The 17,234-nt window shown below is 66.5% G+C and carries 14 protein-coding genes; 8 read left to right on the top strand and 6 right to left on the bottom strand.

Annotated features, from left to right (window positions below; genetic code table 11):
* Positions 1–4 precede the first annotated feature (4 nt).
* The 3 genes from pstA to EGT29_RS28400 all read left to right on the top strand — a co-directional run bounded on the left by pstA (position 5) and on the right by EGT29_RS28400 (position 3,236).
* The gene (gene pstA, locus EGT29_RS18905) at positions 5–862 is read left to right on the top strand and encodes a phosphate ABC transporter permease PstA (protein WP_238160097.1); all 858 of its coding nucleotides are present in this window, start codon (positions 5–7) and stop codon (positions 860–862) included.
* 24 nt (positions 863–886) lie between these two features.
* Positions 887–1,663, top strand: coding sequence for a phosphate ABC transporter ATP-binding protein PstB (gene pstB / locus EGT29_RS18900; protein ID WP_124690425.1), 777 nt, complete (start codon positions 887–889; stop codon positions 1,661–1,663).
* 79 nt (positions 1,664–1,742) lie between these two features.
* Positions 1,743–3,236, top strand: coding sequence for a YgcG family protein (locus EGT29_RS28400; RefSeq protein ID WP_152037108.1), 1,494 nt, complete (start codon positions 1,743–1,745; stop codon positions 3,234–3,236).
* Between the two features lie 46 nt (positions 3,237–3,282).
* Here EGT29_RS28400 and EGT29_RS18890 read toward each other — a convergent pair whose 3' ends face one another.
* On the bottom strand, positions 3,283–4,176 hold the full coding sequence (locus EGT29_RS18890) for a LysR family transcriptional regulator (RefSeq protein WP_124690424.1): 894 nt from the start codon (positions 4,174–4,176) through the stop codon (positions 3,283–3,285).
* A 275-nt stretch (positions 4,177–4,451) separates the two neighbouring features.
* On the opposite strand from EGT29_RS18890, the gene EGT29_RS18885 reads away from it, so the two are divergent.
* From EGT29_RS18885 to EGT29_RS18875, 3 genes are read left to right on the top strand one after another with little or no spacing between them, the layout of a single operon-like run.
* Positions 4,452–5,996, top strand: a complete 1,545-nt coding sequence (locus EGT29_RS18885) for a hypothetical protein (protein WP_124690423.1) — start codon at positions 4,452–4,454, stop codon at positions 5,994–5,996.
* 10 nt (positions 5,997–6,006) lie between these two features.
* On the top strand, positions 6,007–6,936 hold the full coding sequence (locus tag EGT29_RS18880) for an NAD(P)/FAD-dependent oxidoreductase (RefSeq protein ID WP_124690422.1): 930 nt from the start codon (positions 6,007–6,009) through the stop codon (positions 6,934–6,936).
* The gene (locus EGT29_RS18875; RefSeq protein WP_124690421.1) at positions 6,933–7,919 is read left to right on the top strand and encodes a tripartite tricarboxylate transporter substrate binding protein; all 987 of its coding nucleotides are present in this window, start codon (positions 6,933–6,935) and stop codon (positions 7,917–7,919) included. Before EGT29_RS18880 ends, EGT29_RS18875 begins: the two co-directional genes overlap by 4 nt.
* A gap of 48 nt (positions 7,920–7,967) precedes the next feature.
* On the opposite strand, the gene EGT29_RS18870 is transcribed toward EGT29_RS18875, so the two are convergent.
* Positions 7,968–9,911 carry a clostripain-related cysteine peptidase gene (locus EGT29_RS18870; protein WP_161567873.1) on the bottom strand — a complete coding sequence of 648 codons (1,944 nt, stop codon included), beginning with the start codon at positions 9,909–9,911 and terminating at the stop codon, positions 7,968–7,970.
* 67 nt (positions 9,912–9,978) lie between these two features.
* Entirely contained in the window at positions 9,979–10,887 is a 909-nt protein-coding gene (locus EGT29_RS18865) for a LysR family transcriptional regulator (protein WP_124690419.1), read from the bottom strand.
* A 137-nt stretch (positions 10,888–11,024) separates the two neighbouring features.
* Here EGT29_RS18865 and metE point away from each other — a divergent pair, with 137 nt between their 5' ends.
* Both metE and EGT29_RS18855 read left to right on the top strand, forming a co-directional pair.
* Positions 11,025–13,319, top strand: coding sequence for a 5-methyltetrahydropteroyltriglutamate--homocysteine S-methyltransferase (metE, locus tag EGT29_RS18860; RefSeq protein ID WP_124690418.1), 2,295 nt, complete (start codon positions 11,025–11,027; stop codon positions 13,317–13,319).
* 4 nt (positions 13,320–13,323) lie between these two features.
* On the top strand, positions 13,324–14,445 hold the full coding sequence (locus EGT29_RS18855) for a 5-methyltetrahydropteroyltriglutamate--homocysteine S-methyltransferase (protein ID WP_124690417.1): 1,122 nt from the start codon (positions 13,324–13,326) through the stop codon (positions 14,443–14,445).
* A gap of 19 nt (positions 14,446–14,464) precedes the next feature.
* Here EGT29_RS18855 and EGT29_RS18850 read toward each other — a convergent pair whose 3' ends face one another.
* From EGT29_RS18850 to EGT29_RS18840, 3 genes are read right to left on the bottom strand one after another with little or no spacing between them, the layout of a single operon-like run.
* Complete coding sequence (locus tag EGT29_RS18850) at positions 14,465–15,430, bottom strand: tripartite tricarboxylate transporter substrate binding protein (protein WP_124690416.1); 966 nt, start codon at positions 15,428–15,430, stop codon at positions 14,465–14,467.
* Positions 15,431–15,470: 40 nt separating this feature from the next.
* Positions 15,471–16,427, bottom strand: a complete 957-nt coding sequence (locus tag EGT29_RS18845) for a tripartite tricarboxylate transporter substrate binding protein (RefSeq protein ID WP_124690415.1) — start codon at positions 16,425–16,427, stop codon at positions 15,471–15,473.
* Complete coding sequence (locus EGT29_RS18840) at positions 16,424–17,200, bottom strand: hypothetical protein (RefSeq protein WP_124690414.1); 777 nt, start codon at positions 17,198–17,200, stop codon at positions 16,424–16,426. The genes EGT29_RS18845 and EGT29_RS18840 overlap by 4 nt, the downstream gene beginning before the upstream one ends.
* Positions 17,201–17,234: the final 34 nt, after the last annotated feature.

The raw sequence follows: 17,234 nt of genomic DNA, 5'->3' as shown, positions 1-17,234 counted from the left end.
CGCGATGTCCGTCATCACCATGCAGAACACGGTCTACCGCCGCCGCCGGCTGACCAACAAGGTCATGCTGACCCTGTCGGCGGTCGCCCTGGTGTTCGGTCTTTTCTGGCTGTTCTGGATCATCCTGACGCTGCTGTCCAAGGGCGCCGCGGCGATCTCGCCCGCGCTGTTCACCGAGATCACGCCGCCTCCCGGACAGAGCGGGGGGCTGCTCAACGCGCTGGTGGGCAGCATCATGATGGCCGGCATGGGCACGCTGATCGGCACGCCCATCGGCATCCTGGCCGGCACCTACCTGGCCGAATACGGCCAGCGCGGCTGGCTGGCCCCGGCCACGCGCTTCATCAACGACGTGCTGCTGTCGGCGCCGTCGATCGTGATCGGCCTGTTCATCTACACCGTGTTCGTCGCGCGCATCCAGCACTTCTCGGGCTGGGCGGGCACGCTGGCCCTGGCCGTGATCGTGATCCCGGTCGTGGTCCGCACCACCGACGACATGCTCAAGCTGGTGCCCAACAGCCTGCGCGAGGCCTGCATCGCGCTGGGCTGCCCGCACTGGAAGATGATCACCATGGTGTGCTATCGCGCCGCGCGCTCGGGCATCGTCACCGGCATCCTGCTGGCCGTGGCCCGCATCGCCGGCGAGACCGCGCCGCTGCTGTTCACCGCGCTGAACAACCAGTTTCTGTCGTTCAACATGAACGCCCCCATGGCCAACCTGCCCGTCACGATCTTCCAGTTCGCGATGAGCCCCTTCGCCGACTGGCAGCGCCTGGCCTGGGCCGGCGCGACGCTGATCACGCTGCTGGTCCTGGCCATCAACATCATTGCTCGCATCATGTTCCGCAAACAGGCCGCCTGACGCCCGCGACAAATCGGACACGCCATGGAAAACATCGCCAACATTTCGAATCCCAAGCTGGAAGTCAAGAACCTGAACTTCTACTACGGGAAATTCCACGCCCTGCGCAACGTCAGCATGCAGATCCCCGAGAAGCAGGTCACGGCCTTCATCGGCCCGTCGGGTTGCGGCAAGTCGACGCTGCTGCGCACCTTCAACCGCATGTTCGAGCTGTATCCCGAACAGCGCGCCGAAGGCCAGATCAACATGGACGGCGAGAACCTGCTGACCTCGAAAATGGACATCTCGCTGATTCGCGCCAAGGTCGGCATGGTGTTCCAGAAACCCACGCCGTTCCCGATGAGCATCTACGACAACATCGCCTTCGGCGTGCGTCTGTTCGAGAACCTGAGCAAGGGCGAGATGGACGAGCGCGTGGAATGGGCGCTGACCAAGGCCGCGCTGTGGGAAGAGGCCAAGAACAAGCTGCACCAGAGCGGCCACAGCCTGTCGGGCGGGCAGCAGCAGCGCCTGTGCATCGCGCGCGGCATCGCGATCAAGCCCGAGGTCCTGCTGCTGGACGAACCCTGCTCCGCGCTGGACCCGATCTCCACGGCCAAGATCGAGGAACTGATCGCCGAACTGAAGAACGACTACACGGTGGTCATCGTCACCCACAACATGCAGCAGGCGGCGCGCTGTTCCGACTACACTGCCTACATGTACCTGGGTGAACTGGTCGAATTCGGCGTGACGGACCAGATCTTCATCAAGCCGACCAAGAAGGCGACGGAAGACTACATTACCGGCCGCTTCGGCTGAGTCTTCCCGCGTACGTGCCGGCATCCGGACACGGTGCCGGCCGCGCTGGCAGGGCGGTGGGGTACATTCGGGAAAAGGAATGTACAAGAAACTCATCGTCCTGATTGCCGCCCTGGCCGGCCTCCTTGGCGTCCTGAACGCCTACGCGCAATATTCCGTCCCGGCCGTCCCCAACCCGAAGAGCCAGGGCAGCGACCACTACGTCAGCGACCCCGACGGCCACCTGAGCGGCGATACCGTCGCGAAGCTGGACGCGATCAGTGCCGGCATCGAACGGAACAGCGGCAGCGAGTTCGCCATCGTGGTCGTAGGCGACTACCAGGGGGCCAGCGATTTCAGCTTCGCGCTGGATCTGTTCAACCACTGGGGCGTCGGCAAGCAGGGCAGCGACAACGGCCTGCTGCTGTTCCTGGGCATGGACCGGCGGGAGTATCGCTTCATCAGCGGCTACGGGCTGGAAGGCATCTTTCCCGATGCCCTGCTCAAGCAGATCGGCGAGACCTACCTGGTTCCCTACCTGAAGCTCGGCAATACCGACATGGCCGTGCTGGCCGCCGCGAAGGCGATCGAAAGCGTGTTCCTGTCGCCCGATCATGCCCTGGAGCTGGCGAACCTCGAGGCGTATCAGCCCACCTTCTGGAACCGCCACGCCGCGGCGCTGGAGCGGGCAGCCTGGGTGCTGGCGATATTCGCCGCCGGTTTCGGCTGGATCAGCCTGGCGCGCAGGCGCGTCCTGAAGAAATTCGGCATCAAGCGCACGCGCTACCGGGGCCATGCCTTCTGGTTCGCCCTGTTCACCTTCCTGCTGCTCCTGTTCCTGAGCCTGTTTGCATTCGTGATCCTGGACGTCGTGGAGCGCGTGTACCGGGTCGACAACCTGCCATACTTCCTGGCCGCGTTCGGAACCTTCGTGCTCCTGTTCCATTACTCCGGGTCGGCGCAGTTCCTCAAGAAAAGCACCAAGGATCCGAAAACCGGCCTGGACATGAGCGTCGCGTTCACGCGCCTGACCCTGCTGCCGCTGCTGCTCTCGCCCCTGTCCTACAAGGCCTACTACGATCTTGGAAGGAACAGGAAGCGTGCCCGCCTGCGGGATACCCCGCCAGACGGCACGGGGAAGTGGTCCCGCTTGAACCGCGATGCGCTCAAGCCCGCGAAACTCGATGCGTATCTGAGCCGGCAGCAGCTGGCGGAAGAAAAGCTGGGCGCCAAGTCCTACGAGATCTGGCTGAACGAGGAAACCGGCCGTACGCACATCGCGGCGTTCGACGGCGAGAAGATCGCGAAATACGAGGTGTGTCCGAAATGCCATGGACAGACCCTGGCCCCTCCCGCCATCAAGGTCCGCCAGCGGGCCACACAGACCTCGACCGGGGTGGGCGAACGCATGCGGACGTGTGCCTTCTGCAACCACGCCGTATCGCTGGGCATGGTGACGCTGGCCGCACTGGCCAGCCGCAGCAGCTCCGGTTCCGGTTCGGGAGGCGGGGGCGGGAGTTCCGGGGGCGGCAGCTCGGGAAGCAGTTTCGGGGGTGGGTCCAGCGGAGGCGGCGGCGCGGGCGGCCGGTGGTAGCGATGGGGATGCGCACTGGTAGGGGAGGCCGGTCGCGCATGGCTGACTAGGTCGGCGAAACCTGCGCCCAGACCGTATCGAACTCCTCGGCAAACGCGCGTTCCACTACCGACATCGGCCGGTAGCGGTTACGCAGGATACTTACCGACAGGGTCTCGGGTGATCGGAACGGCCGCACTTCCAGGCCCTCCAGCTGACCACCCGAAACGCCCGCGAGATCCACCACCGCGATACCGACTCCGGCCTGCGCAAACCAGCAGGCGGTGGCAGAACTGCCGCATTCGAAGTCGATGTGCATGCGGGCGGCCGCAGCCCCGAAGGCCCGGCGCAGCGTCTGCCCGAACGGCGTGCTCTCGGGAGATGCGATGATGCGCTCGCCCGCCAGATCGGCGGGTTTGATGGATTTGCGTTTCGCCAGGGGATGGTCGGCCCGCATGATGCAGGCGAGTCCGCAACGGTAGCCTTTCAAGACTTCCAGGTTCGGGTGCTCGTGAGCCTCGAGGGCGACCCCCAGGTTGAACGAACGCTCCAGCAGCAACTGGTTGACGAGCTCGGGCGACGTCACCTGCAACCGGCATTTCAGGTGCGGATACCGCATGTACAAGCGCGCGATGGTACGCGACACCAGGAATTGCGCGACGTTGGACGTACACGTCAGTTTGAGCACGGCACGTGTCGGTTGCGCCAGCTGCTGCGTCATGTCGCGGACTTTCTCGACCCTGTCCCACAAGCCAGTGACTTCGTCATAGAGCTGCTGGGCCTCTGGCGTGGGTATCAGCCGGCCCCGCACGTTCTCGAACAGCACCAGGCCGCTGGACCGCGCGGCTTGCGCCAGTACCTTGCTGATCGCCGGCGGCGAGACGTGCAGCAACTGCGCCGCGCTGTTGACGCCGCCCGTCAGCATCACGGCCCGGAAGACCTCCATCTGGCGTAAGTTCATGGTGGCTCCATCCCGCCGCTGGGTATTAACCCGTGGTTAACAGTGACGATTTTCTTTTCAATTGCCGGGCCGCGCGCTCGAGAAAATAATCGCATCAACCACTGTTAACCGCAACGCCTCGGCGCTGCGGAATTCTGGAAATAAAACCCGTCATGCTTACCTCCGTCAAATCGCCCGCCTTGCTTACTGTCCATAATCCGGTCGGCTACGCGCCCAGGATCCACCGCAAGCAACCGGCGCCGCGCCCGGCGAGCCTGGACGGCAGGACTGTTTATTTGATCGACAGCAAGTTTGACGATTCCGTCGAACTGCTCAAGCAAGTGCAGGCGTGGTTTGCCGCCCGGATGCCAGGCGTGCGCACCGAACTGCGCCAGATGTCCAGCTACTACGGCAAGGACGACCCGCAGCTTTGGAGTGAGATCCGGGAAAAGGGCCACGCCGCCATCATTGGCGTGGGCCATTGCAGCACATGCACGCCAGCGGTTGCGACCCATGCGATTACGCTGGAGACGCAATATGGTGTTCCCACCGTGGCCATCTACACGGACATGTTCGTGAAGATCGCGCAGTCGGTCGCGCGCATGGGAGGGCTGATCCAGTCGCCGATGGTCTTCGTGCCGCAGCCGGTGATGGGCAAGAGCGAATCCGAACTGCGCGCCTACGTCGAAGGCAAGGATCCCTATACCGGCCGACCCGTGATGCAGGAGATCGTCGAGGGCCTCACGCGCGGCCTTGCTGCCAGCGAAGCGGGCGACGAGCCCTATGCACGCGATGCGCCGCGGTTCGAGCAGCCGGACGCCGAGGAAAACCTGCACGCGCTGTTCGAACGCAACGGATGGACCGACCACCTGCCCATCGTGCTGCCCACGCAAGAGCGCGTGGCGGCCATGCTGGCGGGCACCCGCCGCGGGCCCGACGAGGTGGTGGGGCGCATGCAGCCCACGGCCAATCGCGGCCTATGGGAATATACGGTCGAGAAGGTCGCCGTCAACGCCGTGATGGCCGGCGCCCGGCCCGAGTATTTCCCGGTCATCCTGGCTCTGGCTTCCACCGGGGTGTCGGCTCGCGGCAGCACGTCGAGCTCCGCTTCGGTAATGAGCGTGGTCAACGGTCCGGTGCGCCACGAGATCGGCATGAACTGCGGCATCGGCGCCATGGGGCCCTACAACCATGCCAACGCGACCATTGGCCGAGCGTACGGGCTGCTGTCACAGAACCTGCAGGGCGGTTCGGTGCCGGGTGAGACCTTCATGGGGTCGCTGGGCAACAACTACACCTACAACGGCATCACCTTCGCGGAGAACGAGGAGCGCAGCCCGTGGCAGCCGCTGCACGTGGACAAGGGCTTCGACCGGGGCGCCAGCACCGTGACGGTGTTCCACGGGTGCCGTTCGACCACCTTCAGTCTGGGCCTGCGCAAGACCTACTGGAAGGAGCACGTCAAGGACATGCTTCTGGGCACGGATTCGATTACCGGGCCGGTGTTGCTGCTCGATCCGATTACCGCGCAGCAGTTCATCGACCGTGGCGGCTTCGATACCAAGGCCAAGCTGGTGCGCTGGCTGCACGAGGCCGCCGAGATGCCGGCCGGCCGCTACTGGGACCTGCAACTGGTGCAGAACTACGTCTATTCCAAGGCCACGTTCGGAGAGTCCGAATCCCCCAAGGCTCGCTACGTGGGTCTGCCCGACGACGCGCCGGTGCGCATTTTCGAGGAGCACGACATCCATGTGGTCGTGGTCGGCGGCGAGGCCAACGGCTACTGGCAGATGATGGGCGCGTTGCATCGCGCGACCGTCTCGGTGGACGACTGGCGCTAGGACCGCAGGCATGGATCAGACCGATCTCGTGGTCATTGGGGCAGGCGTCGCCGGCCTGGCCGCCGCCACGCATGCCGCGCGCCGGGGCCTGGAGGTGCTGGTGATCGAGCGCGTGGGAGCCGGAGGCCAGGTCATGGCCGTGGAGCGCATCGCCAACTACCCGGACTACCCCGGGGGCATTGCCGGCTTCGAGCTTGGCCCCGCGCTCCAGGCGGTCGCGGAAGAGGCAGGCGTCCGGTTTCGGCTGGACTCCGTGACGCGGATCCAGGCCGCTGGTGCCGGCGCGCGCCTGGAGGTCCAGGGCGAGTCCGGCAGCATCATGGCGCGCGCCGTGCTGGTGGCCGCCGGCTCGTCGCGGCGCGCGCTCGGGGTGCCTGGCGAAGATGCGCTCGAGGGGCGCGGCGTATCGCACTGCGCTGCATGCGACGGTCCATTGTTTCGCGGCGAACCGGTGTGCGTGGTGGGAGGCGGCGATTCCGCGGTGGGCGAGGCCGTCGTGCTGGCACGATACGCCAGCGAGGTCACGCTGGTCTTCGAGGGCGAGGCGCCGCACGCCCAGGCTTATCTGATGGATGCGCTGAGCGAGTGCGGCAACGTGCGTCTGCTGCGGCGCGCCAGGGTGACCGCGATCGAGGGCGGCAACGGTGTCACCGGTGTTCGCATCCGTTCGGGAGCAGCGGAACAATCGGTACCGGTCTCTGGCGTTTTCATCTATGCGGGGTTGCGGGCCGCCAGCGGCTTCCTGGACGGTCTGGTGGAACTGGATGGGGCGGGCCGCGTCGTCTGCGGCCCGACAGGGCGCAGCTCGATCGCGGGCGTGTACGCGGCCGGCGACATCCGCGCCGGCATTCCCTACACCTTGGTGGCTGCACAGCAAAGCGGCACGTCGACCGCGATGGCTATCGTGCATGACCTGATATCAATCGGAGACCTTGCATGAGCGATCTCGTCATCGATCGGCGCCGGCTGTTGCTGGCGCTGGCGGGCACGGCCCTGGCCAGACCTTCCTTCGCGGCCGACTTTCCCGTGGAGGGCCGTCCGATCAGCCTGACCGTGGGTTATCCGGCGGGAGGCGGGACGGACATGCAGGCGCGACTGCTTGCGCGGTTCCTGAGCCCCAGTCTTGGCGTGCCCGTGGTCGTGGTGAACCGGCCAGGCGCCGGTACCATACTCGCGGCGACGGAGGTCGCCAGGGCGGTGCCCGACGGGCATACGCTGATGTATACGCCCAGTTCCACCATCGCACAGTTGCCACATACGGTGCGGGCCGCCCGCTACGATGCTTTCCGCGACTTCACGCCGGTGGCGCAGTGTGCGCTAGGCCCGACCGTGCTGGTGCTGCACAACTCCATTCCCGCAACCAATACGCGCGAGTTGGCGGCGTACGGCAAGGCCCATCCCGGTCAACTCAACTACGTGTCGCAAGGGATGGGCACCGCCGCGCACATCTTCGGCCAGATGCTGGCGCGCCAACTTCAGATCGACATGGTTCATGTGCCCTACAAGGGGGCCAACGACGTGGCCAAGGACTTCATCACGGGACGCGTGCACCTGCAGTTCGCGTCGTCCTCGGGGGCGGTGGCGCTGGCCAAGACCGGCAAGGTGAGACTGCTGGGCGTGGTCGCGCTCAAGCGCAGCGCGCTATTCCCCGACCTGCCGACCATGGCCGAGATGGGCGTGCAGGGCATGGACATCGGCACCGAGCTGGGTTTGATCGGGCCGGCCGGCATGGCGCCGTCCACGGTGGCCCGGCTGGCCGAAGCCACGCGTGGCGTGATGGCCTTGCCGAATGTGCGAGAGGACTTCGTCAACAGCGGTGTCGAAGTCCAGTGGCTGAACGCGGCCGATTTCGCGCGCGACATTCGCGAGACCGATGGCCGCTGGAAGACGATGCTGGCCGCCATAGACTTCAAGATGGAATGACCGTGGCGGCCTTGGGCGCGTTGGCCAAGGCCGCCACACGGCCGCCTGCTAGTAGGACGCCGTATCCAGGCTGATCCAGCCCCGGACGTCGACGATACCCAGGCGGGCGTGGGTGCCCGAGGGCAGTTGGTCGCGCGTGCCACGGGAGATTTGCTGCTTGTCGATGACCGGCACGAACGGCACCGCGTCGGTGGCCGGCGGCGGAAACCAGCGCCCGAGGTTGCTTTTGTTTCGGGCCAGCCAGAGGGGTTGCACCGAGGCCTGGCGTGGTACGCCTTGCGGACGTGCCACACCAGCGGAGTCATTGTTCCCCAGGGCATTCAGGAATCCGGTGATGCGCAGTACGCCGGGTTTCGCGGCGTCCGACACGATCAGCAGGCCCCGTTGCAGGCGGCGCGGGTCGTCGGCGGGAACGTTGTCGTCAGGAGCGTCGTTGCGCAGGGTGACGGGGATCAGGAAGTTCTCGGGGGAGTCGACCGCGAAGCGCATGCCGTCCGGCAGCGCGGAGAAGTAGACGGGCGTGCCGGCGGCGTCCAGCCGGAACCAGCCTTGCATGAAGGCCGGATCGACGAGCTGGTCGACGGTGCCGTCCGTTAGCGGCTTGAGGGCGGTGATCCAGCCGGCGGCGTTCTGGACCGCGGCGAAGTCCTGGGCCACGAGTGCGCGGTTCACGGCGTTCAACGGCGCCTGGACCGAGGTCGGGGCCAGCGGGGTGCCGTCGTGCCAGTCGATGATGCCTACGGCGGGCAGCGGCAGCCGGGTGTTGTCGGTGCCGATGTCGGAATGCTGCCGGATGAAGGCGCGCTGGGTCTCGGAGACGAAGGACAGCGACGTGTAGGTCTTCGTGTCGGCCGAGGTCTCGGCCACGCGCTGGGGCAGGTAGAAGGTCAGGCCGGCGAGGTTGGAGAAGGCTGCCGTGTGTTTCTGATGAACCACCGCCTGTTCCAGGGCCTGCGTCAGCCGCTCCCGCTGCCCGTCGGCCAGCCTGAGGCTGCCCCAGCTGAACATGCCCAGATCGACCAGTTCCGCGGGCCCGGCGGACAGCAGGACGGAGCCGAAGAGGAAGGCCCGGGCGCGCGCGTCGGCGATGTCGAGCCAGGTCTGCACCGGATCGGCGGTCAGTTGTCCGTTCAGCGTGGCGGCAATGTCCGCGAGCGCCGCGCCCACGCCGTCTATCCGGCCGAGGTCGATCAGCGACAGCGTGGCCTCGGCGTCGGCGTCGTCCTTCAATTGCTTGGCGATGAAGGCATCGACGATGGTGCGGCCGAAGGCCGCGGTGCTGTCGGTGGGAGAGCGGGTCAGGTGCGACAGCAGCGCGGCCCAGTCCTGGCCGGCGCCGGGTTCGAGTTCCTGAGATCCGATCATGTAGTCGGCGTAGGGAGCCATTGCCTGGGCGACTTCGACCGATCCCATCAGGCAGGCGTCGAAGCCGACCAGCGCGAGCTTGCGCCCGGCGGCCTGCGTGGCGGGGGCGATGGCGCTGCGTATGTCGTCCAGCGACAGGGAGTTGTGGGTGAAGGGATCGGACCCTATGCCGCGGTTGGGGCCGCCGCCGTGGTCCCATAGCACCAGCATGGTCCGCTCGGCCGGGTAGGCCTTCATGCCCCAGGACACGAAGTCCTGCAAGGTCTGGGCGCTGCCCATGTCCACGTTGCCCAGATCGTCCAGCACGTCGACCTGCTGGCCGCGCACGCGCTTGCGCTGGACGGTGCGCCAGCCGTCCTTGTCGGCGGCGCCGGTGGCCAGCACGACGTTGACCCGGTCGCTGGGCGCGACGCTCCGCATCTCGTCGATGTTGCCCGTGGCCGAGCCGTCCTCGCTTTCGAGATTGGTGCCCATCATGTAGACGAGCAGGGTGACGTCGGCCTTGGCGGCGGGCTGGCTGCCGGACCCCCCGCAACTGACGACGAGCAGGGCCAGCGCCGCGATGGCGAAGGCCGATCGCAGGCGGGCCGCCAAGAGGCGGAAAGCCGGGAAATCGGGGGCGAACATGCGACTATCCTCTTGTTGATTGTTTCGGAAGCATTTTGTAACACTATCCCAAGCAATCGGCGAGGTCTTAGCGTCTCGGGCGCGGCGCCTGCGCCATCGAGGCCCGTGCGTAGGCCACGAACGAAGCCAGGTAGTCGATCGAGGCATCGGCCTCGCGCGTGCCCAGGAAGATCTGCTTGGCGATGCCGTCCCTGCCCAGCTTCACGCTGGCCACGGGCATGCGGTCGGCGTATTCCTCGGCCAGCCAGCGCGGCAAGGCCGCCACCCCGCGGTTGCTGGCCACCATCTGCAGCATGATGTCTGTCGTTTCTATGGTCTTGTGACGGCGCGGCGCGACGCCGGCGGGGCGCAGGAACTGGTTGTAGATGTCCAGTCGGTCGGTCTCGACCGGATAGGTGATCAGCGTTTCGTCCACGAGCTGCTCGGGCTTGACGTAGCGCTGCGCCGCCAAGGGATGGTCTTCCCCCACGACCAGCACCTGCTCGTAGTCGAACACCGGGTCGAAGCGCAGGCCGGGGCGCTTGAGCGGATCGGGCGTGACGAGTATGTCGATGTCGTAGCCGAACAGGGCGCCTATGCCACCGAACTGGAAGCGCTGCTTGACGTCCACGTCCACGTCGGGCCAGCGCGCCAGGTAGGGCGAAACCACCTTGAGCAGCCACTGGTAGCACGGGTGGCACTCCATGCCGATGCGCAGGGTGCCGCGTTCGCCCGCGGCGTACTGTTTCATGCGCGATTCGGCGTGCTCGAATTGCGGCAGCAGCCGCTCGGCAAGCGAGAGCAGGTACTGGCCGGCCTGGGTCAGCCGCAGGCTGCGGCCTTCGCGGTCCCAGATGGGCGTGCCGAGCTGCTGTTCGATCTTCTTGACGGTATGGCTGAGCGCGGACTGCGTCAGATGCAGCGTGCCGGCGGCCGCGGTCAGCGATCCCTGGCGATCGACTTCCCGGATGATGACGAGGTGTATGCGTTCAAGCATGAAGGCCCTACCCGGCAATGAATGAATAAATATAATGGATAAATGAAATAATGCCATTTTATTTCATTGATGGATGTCCCTATCATGACTGCCTTCCCGCGTCGTTTCGCGTACTCATTCATCGGATGGCAGGTCACATGGTCACCACTCACAATCTCGGTTTTCCGCGCATAGGCGCCAAGCGCGAGCTGAAGTTCGGGCTCGAGCGCTACTGGAAGGGCGAGTCCGCGCGCGACGAACTGAAGGCGCTCGGCGCGCAGCTGCGCCAGTTGAACTGGGCCAGCCAGAAGGAGCTGGACCTGGCGCCCGTTGGCGATTTCGCGTTCTACGACCAGGTGCTCGACATGAGTTTCACGCTGGGCAACCTGCCCTCGCGCGTGCAAGATTTCCATGGCGATGCGCTGGACAACTACTTCCGCGTGGCGCGCGGCCGTTCGGCCGAATCCGCGGATGCGCACGCCGCCTGCTGCGGCGGGGTTGCCGCCGGCGAAATGACGAAGTGGTTCGACACGAACTACCACTACATCGTCCCGGAGTTCACGGTCGACACGACGTTCAGGCTGGACGCCTCGCGCTACGTCGAACAACTGGCCGAGGCCCGCGTCCAGGGCGTCAAGGCCAAGCCCGTCGTCATCGGTCCCGTCACCTACCTGTGGCTGGGTAAGGCCAAGGACGACTCCGACAAGCTCGCGCTGTTGCCGCGCCTCTTGCCGGCCTACGTCGAGCTGCTGGCCACGCTGGCCGCCCAGGGGGCCGAATGGGTGCAGATCGACGAACCGGTGCTGGTCACTGAACTGGCCCCCGCCTGGCGCGAGGCCTTCCGCACCGCCTACGCCGCGTTCGCCGGTGGCCCGGCGAAGCTGCTGCTGGCTACGTACTTCGGCCAGCTCCAGGAGAACCTGCCGCTGGTGTGCGAGCTGCCCGTGCAGGGCGTGCACCTGGACGCGGTCAACGCGCGCGCCGAAGTCGAACCGCTGATCGCCGGCCTGCCGGCCGATCGCGTGGTGTCGCTGGGCGTGATCAACGGCCGCAACATCTGGAAGACCGACCTGAACGGCGTGCTGGACTGGCTGGCGCCGGTGGCCGCGCAACTGGGCGAACGCTTGTGGATCGCGCCGTCGTGCTCGCTGCTGCACGTGCCGGTGGACCTGGACAGCGAGCAGAAGCTGGATGCCGAGGTCAAGCCGTGGCTGGCCTTCGCGCTGCAGAAACTCGAAGAACTGAAGGTGCTGGCCGTCGCGCTGCGCGAGGGGCGCAGCGCCGCCCAGGCGGCGTTGCGCGCCAATCGCGACGCGATCGAGGCGCGGCGCGCGTCGCCGCGCGTGCACAATCCGGCCGTCAAGGAAGCCGTCGCCCGCCTGGCCGCCAATATGGGGCGCCGCCAGCACGCCTACGCCGAGCGGGCCGCGAAGCAGGCGGCTCTGTTGAAACTGCCGGCCTTCCCGACCACGACCATCGGTTCGTTCCCGCAGACCGCCGAGATCCGCCTGGCGCGCAGCCAGTACAAGGCCGGCGCGCTGGACGAGGCCGGCTACCTGGCCGCCATGCGGGCCGAGATCGGCCGCAGCGTGCGCGAACAGGAAGCCCTGGGCCTGGACGTGCTGGTGCACGGCGAAGCCGAGCGCAACGACATGGTCGAATACTTCGGCGAACAGCTCGAAGGCTATGTGTTCAGCCAGTTCGGCTGGGTGCAGTCCTACGGGTCCCGCTGCGTGAAGCCGCCCATCCTGTTCGGCGACATCAGCCGCCCGGACCCGATGACCGTCGCCTGGATCAAGTACGCCCAGTCGCTGACCGACAAGCCGATGAAGGGCATGCTGACCGGACCGGTCACCATCCTGAACTGGTCCTTCGTACGCGACGACCAGCCGCGCTCGGTCTCGTGCTACCAGCTCGCGCTGGCCATCCGCGCAGAAGTCCTGGACCTGGAGCGTGCCGGCATCAGCGTGATTCAGATCGACGAGGCCGCGCTGCGCGAAGGCCTGCCGCTGCGCCGCGCGCAATGGCAGGAATACCTGGACTGGGCGGTGGAGTCCTTCCGCATCACCGCCAACGGCGTGCGCGACGAGACCCAGATCCACACCCACATGTGCTATTCGGAGTTCAACGACATCATCCAGGCCATCGCCGACATGGATGCGGACGTCATCACCATCGAGACCTCGCGGTCCGACATGGAACTGCTGGATGCGTTCGACGATTTCAAGTACCCGAACGAGATCGGGCCGGGCGTGTACGACATCCACTCGCCCAACATCCCGACCCAGGCGCACATCGTGCAACTGATGCGCAAGGCGGCCGAGCGCGTGCCGGCCGAGCGCCTGTGGGTCAATCCGGACTGCGGCCTGAAGACCCGCCAATGGGCCGAGGTCATCCCGGCGCTGACCAACATGGTGGCCGCCGCCCGGACCTTGCGCGGCGAAGCGAGCTAAGAACATGAGCCTGCCCTTGAACCCCCCGTTCCGCGCCGACCACGTCGGCAGCTTTCTGCGTCCCGCCTACCTGATCGAGGCGCGCGACCATCACGCCAAGGGCGAAATCACGGCTGATGAACTTCGGCGCGTCGAAGACCGAGCCATCGCCGAGATCGTCAAGTTCCAGGAAGACGTCGGCCTGAAAAGCATCACCGACGGCGAGTTCCGCCGGACCTACTTCCACGTCGATTTCCTGCGCCGGCTGGGCGGCGTGTCCAGCGGCGAGCCGGTCGCGGTGCAGCGGTCCGACGGCAAGACCGAACTCGCGCCGCCCGTCATCTCCGTGGTCGACAAGGTGCGACACGTGGCCGACATCCAGCGCACCGATTTCGAATACCTGCAAGGCCAGTTGTCGCCCGGCAGCGTCGGCAAGGTGGCGATCCCATCGCCGACCATGCTGCACTTTCGCGGTGGCCGAGCCGGGATCAGCGCCCGGCACTATCCCGAGCTCGACCCCGACTTCTATGACGACGTCGCGCGCGCCTATGGCGACGAACTGAAGTCGCTGGCGGCGGCCGGCTGCCGCTACGTGCAGCTCGACGACACCAACCTGGCCTACCTGTGCGACGCCCGCATGCGCGCTGCGGCCACCGGCCGGGGCGACGACCCCGACGAACTGCCGCACCGCTACGCCCGGTTCATCAACAAGGTCGCGGCGCACAAGCCCGAAGGCATGGTCCTGGCCATCCATTTGTGCCGGGGCAACTTCAAGAGCACCTTCGCCGCCAGCGGCGGCTACGAACCGGTGGCCGAGGCCCTGCTGGCCGAGATGAACGTCGACGCCTATTTCCTCGAATACGACGACGACCGCAGCGGCGATTTCCGCCCGTTGCGCTTCCTGCCCAAGGGCAAGATCGCCGTGCTCGGCCTGGTCAGCACCAAGTTCGGCGAACTGGAGTCCAAGGACGACCTGAAGCGACGCATCGACGAAGCCGCGCGCCATGTGCCGCTGGAACAGCTTGCGCTGTCGCCGCAGTGCGGTTTCGCCAGTACGGTGCACGGCAATGACATCGCCGTGGCGGCCCAGCGGGACAAGCTCAGGCTGGTGCTAGAGACGGCGCGGGAGGTGTGGGGCGACGGCTGACGGCCGGGGCCGGACGCCGTCACTCCACCTGTGCCCCCGTCATCCTGATCACCTTGCTCCACCGCTCGCGCTCGCGCGCCAGGAAGGCCTGGGTCTGGGCGGAGTCGGTGCCGCCCGCCTGCAGATTGATGTCGGCCATGAGCTTGGCCAGCTCGGGGGTCTTGATGGCCGCCGCGACGTCGCCCGACAGCTTGTCGACGACGGCCTGCGGGGTGCGGGGCGGCGCGACCATCGCGAACCAGGTGGTCGACACGAAGCCAGGCAACTGTTCCGACATGGCCGGCACATCCGGCAGCAGGGGATCGCGGCGCTCGCCGGCCACCGCCAGCGGCCGCAGCGTGCCGGCACGGATATGTTGCAGCACCGAACTCAGCTCCACGAACATCATGTCCGTCTCGCCGCTGATCAGGCCGGTCAGCGCTGGTGAACTGCCCTTGTAGGGGACGTGCACGATGTTGATGCCGGCCATGGACTTGAGCATCTCGGCACTGAGGTGCGACGTGCTGCCGTTGCCCTGCGAGGCGTAGTTCAGCTTGCCGGGCTCCTTGCGGGCCAGTTCGATCAGGGCCTGCACCGACTGGATCTTCAGCCGCTTGCCGGTCACCAGCACGTTGGGCACGTCGGCGACGATGGAGATCGGCACGAATTTCTCGGGTTCGTAGCCGACCTTGGCGTACAGGTCCTTGTTGATCGCCAGGGGACCGGGCGAGGCGAACAGCAGGGTGTAGCCGTCCGGATCGGCACGGTAGACCATCTCGGCTCCGATGTTCCCGCCAGCCCCGCCATGGTTCTCGATCACGACAGGCTGGTTCCACTTGGCGAACAGCGCCTTGGCGACAGCGCGCGCCAGGACGTCCGTCGTGCCGCCGGGCGGATAGGGCACGATGAATTTCACCGGTTTGGCCGGGTAGGTCTGGGCCTGGGCCGGGAGCGTACAGGCCAGCATGGCCGCCGACAGCAGCGGGATGAGCCAGGTTTTTTTCATTGTCTTTCTTCCTCCTCGTTGGTGGTGCCGGCAGGGCCGGTCATTCCTGCGCGTGAATACCGGCCTGGGCCAGTACGTTCAACCAGCGGCTGCTTTCCTGCCGGATGAAGGACACGGCCTGGGCAGGCGTGCCGCCGACCGCTTCGATGTTCAGGGATTCGATCTGCCGACGAACCTCGGGCTCGCGCAGCAGTTCGTCCGTGGCGAGTGCCAGCCGTCCGGCTACCGCCGGCGGCGTGCCGGGGGGCGCGGCCAAGCCGAACCAGGTCACCGACAGGAAGCCGGGCAACGTCTCGGCCACGGTAGGGACGTCGGGCAGCGCGGGCTTGCGCGTATCGCTGCCCAACGCCAGCGCGCGCAACTGGCCCGAGCGCACGTAGGGCAGCGCAGCGCCCATTTCCACGAACATCATATCCACGTGCCCTGCCACCAAGTCGGTCAGGGCCGGTGCGACGCCACGGTATGGTACGTGGACAATGTGGGTGCCGGACATGGATTTGAACAGTTCGGCGGCCAGGTGCGGCGTGGAGCCGATGCCGCTGGATGCGTAGGTGAGCTTGTCCGGACGGGCGCGCGCTTCGGCGATCAACTCGGCCAGGCTATTGCGCCCTTTGTCCGGATGCACCACCAGCAGGCTGTGGCTGCGTGCAATGATCGAGACCGGCACGAAGGCATCCGGATCGTAGGGCAGGCTCTTGTACAGCCCCTTGTTGACGGCCAGCGGTCCGGCCGCCGACAGCATCAGCGTATAGCCGTCGGCCGGCGCCTTGGCGACGGCCTCGGCACCGATATTGCCGGCGGCGCCGCTGCGGTTGTCGGGTATCACCGGCTGCCCCCAGCGAGCCAGCAGCCCCTTGCCGACGATGCGCGCCAGCGTGTCGGTGGTGCCGCCGGGGGCATAGGGTATGACCAGGCGGATGGGTTTGACGGGATAGCCGTCGGCCCAGGCGGGCAGGGAGCAGGCCAGCAGAACGGACAGCAGCAGGCGGTCGATCATTGGTTCTCCCCGGCGGCGGCGGGATCGTCGCGCAGCAGCCGCCCGTGGCCCGGGATGGCATCGTTCACGCCGCAGCGGCGCAAGGCCTGCCACAGGATGGCCTGCAAGGCACCCACCACGCCTACTCCCAACTCCTGTTCGATCGGGTCGAGCGATTCGGCCACCGCCCAGTGCGGGCACGGCAGCCACAAGGTATCCAGGTCCGGTTCGCGCTCCAGCAACTGGCGAGCCAAGTGGCGCACGCGGTCGCGAGGTACGCGTCCCACCTCGGGGCCGGCATGGCCTCCGCCCAGCACGGCCAGCCGCTCGAAACCATGCGGTTCCAGGTAGCTGGCGAATTTCGCGTCCTGGTCGGCGGTGAACGGATGCACGATGCCGACCCGCCGCGCTTGCAGGCGCCGCAGCGCGTCCAGTTGCGCGGTGATGCTGGTCACCACCGGAACGCCGATGTCATGCTCGACCTCGCCTATCAGGCCCGCCACGTCGCTGCCGCGGGACAGGTTGATCGGCACGCCGCCCAACACCAGCACGTCCACCCCCACGCGCGCCAGTTCGCGCGCGGCACGCAGGCTCATGTCGTAGCTGCGGTCGACCTCGTCGCGGCTGCGTTCCAGCACAGCCAGGGTGGACAGAACCAGCGTGACGCCAGCGGGTGCCATCCGATAGAACTCGTACGGGAAGGTTTCCGTGGCTGCCATCGGCGAGGTATAGCCGATGCGGGCACGGTATCCGTACATGCTGGCTTCCCGATTCCGGGGTTGGCTGACTTTCATGTCGATGCTCCCATGTCGATGCTCCATAGACGGT

This window comes from Pigmentiphaga sp. H8 (assembly GCF_003854895.1).
In the GTDB taxonomy this organism is placed as follows: domain Bacteria; phylum Pseudomonadota; class Gammaproteobacteria; order Burkholderiales; family Burkholderiaceae_B; genus Pigmentiphaga.
This window is presented reverse-complemented; position numbering and strand designations above follow the sequence as displayed.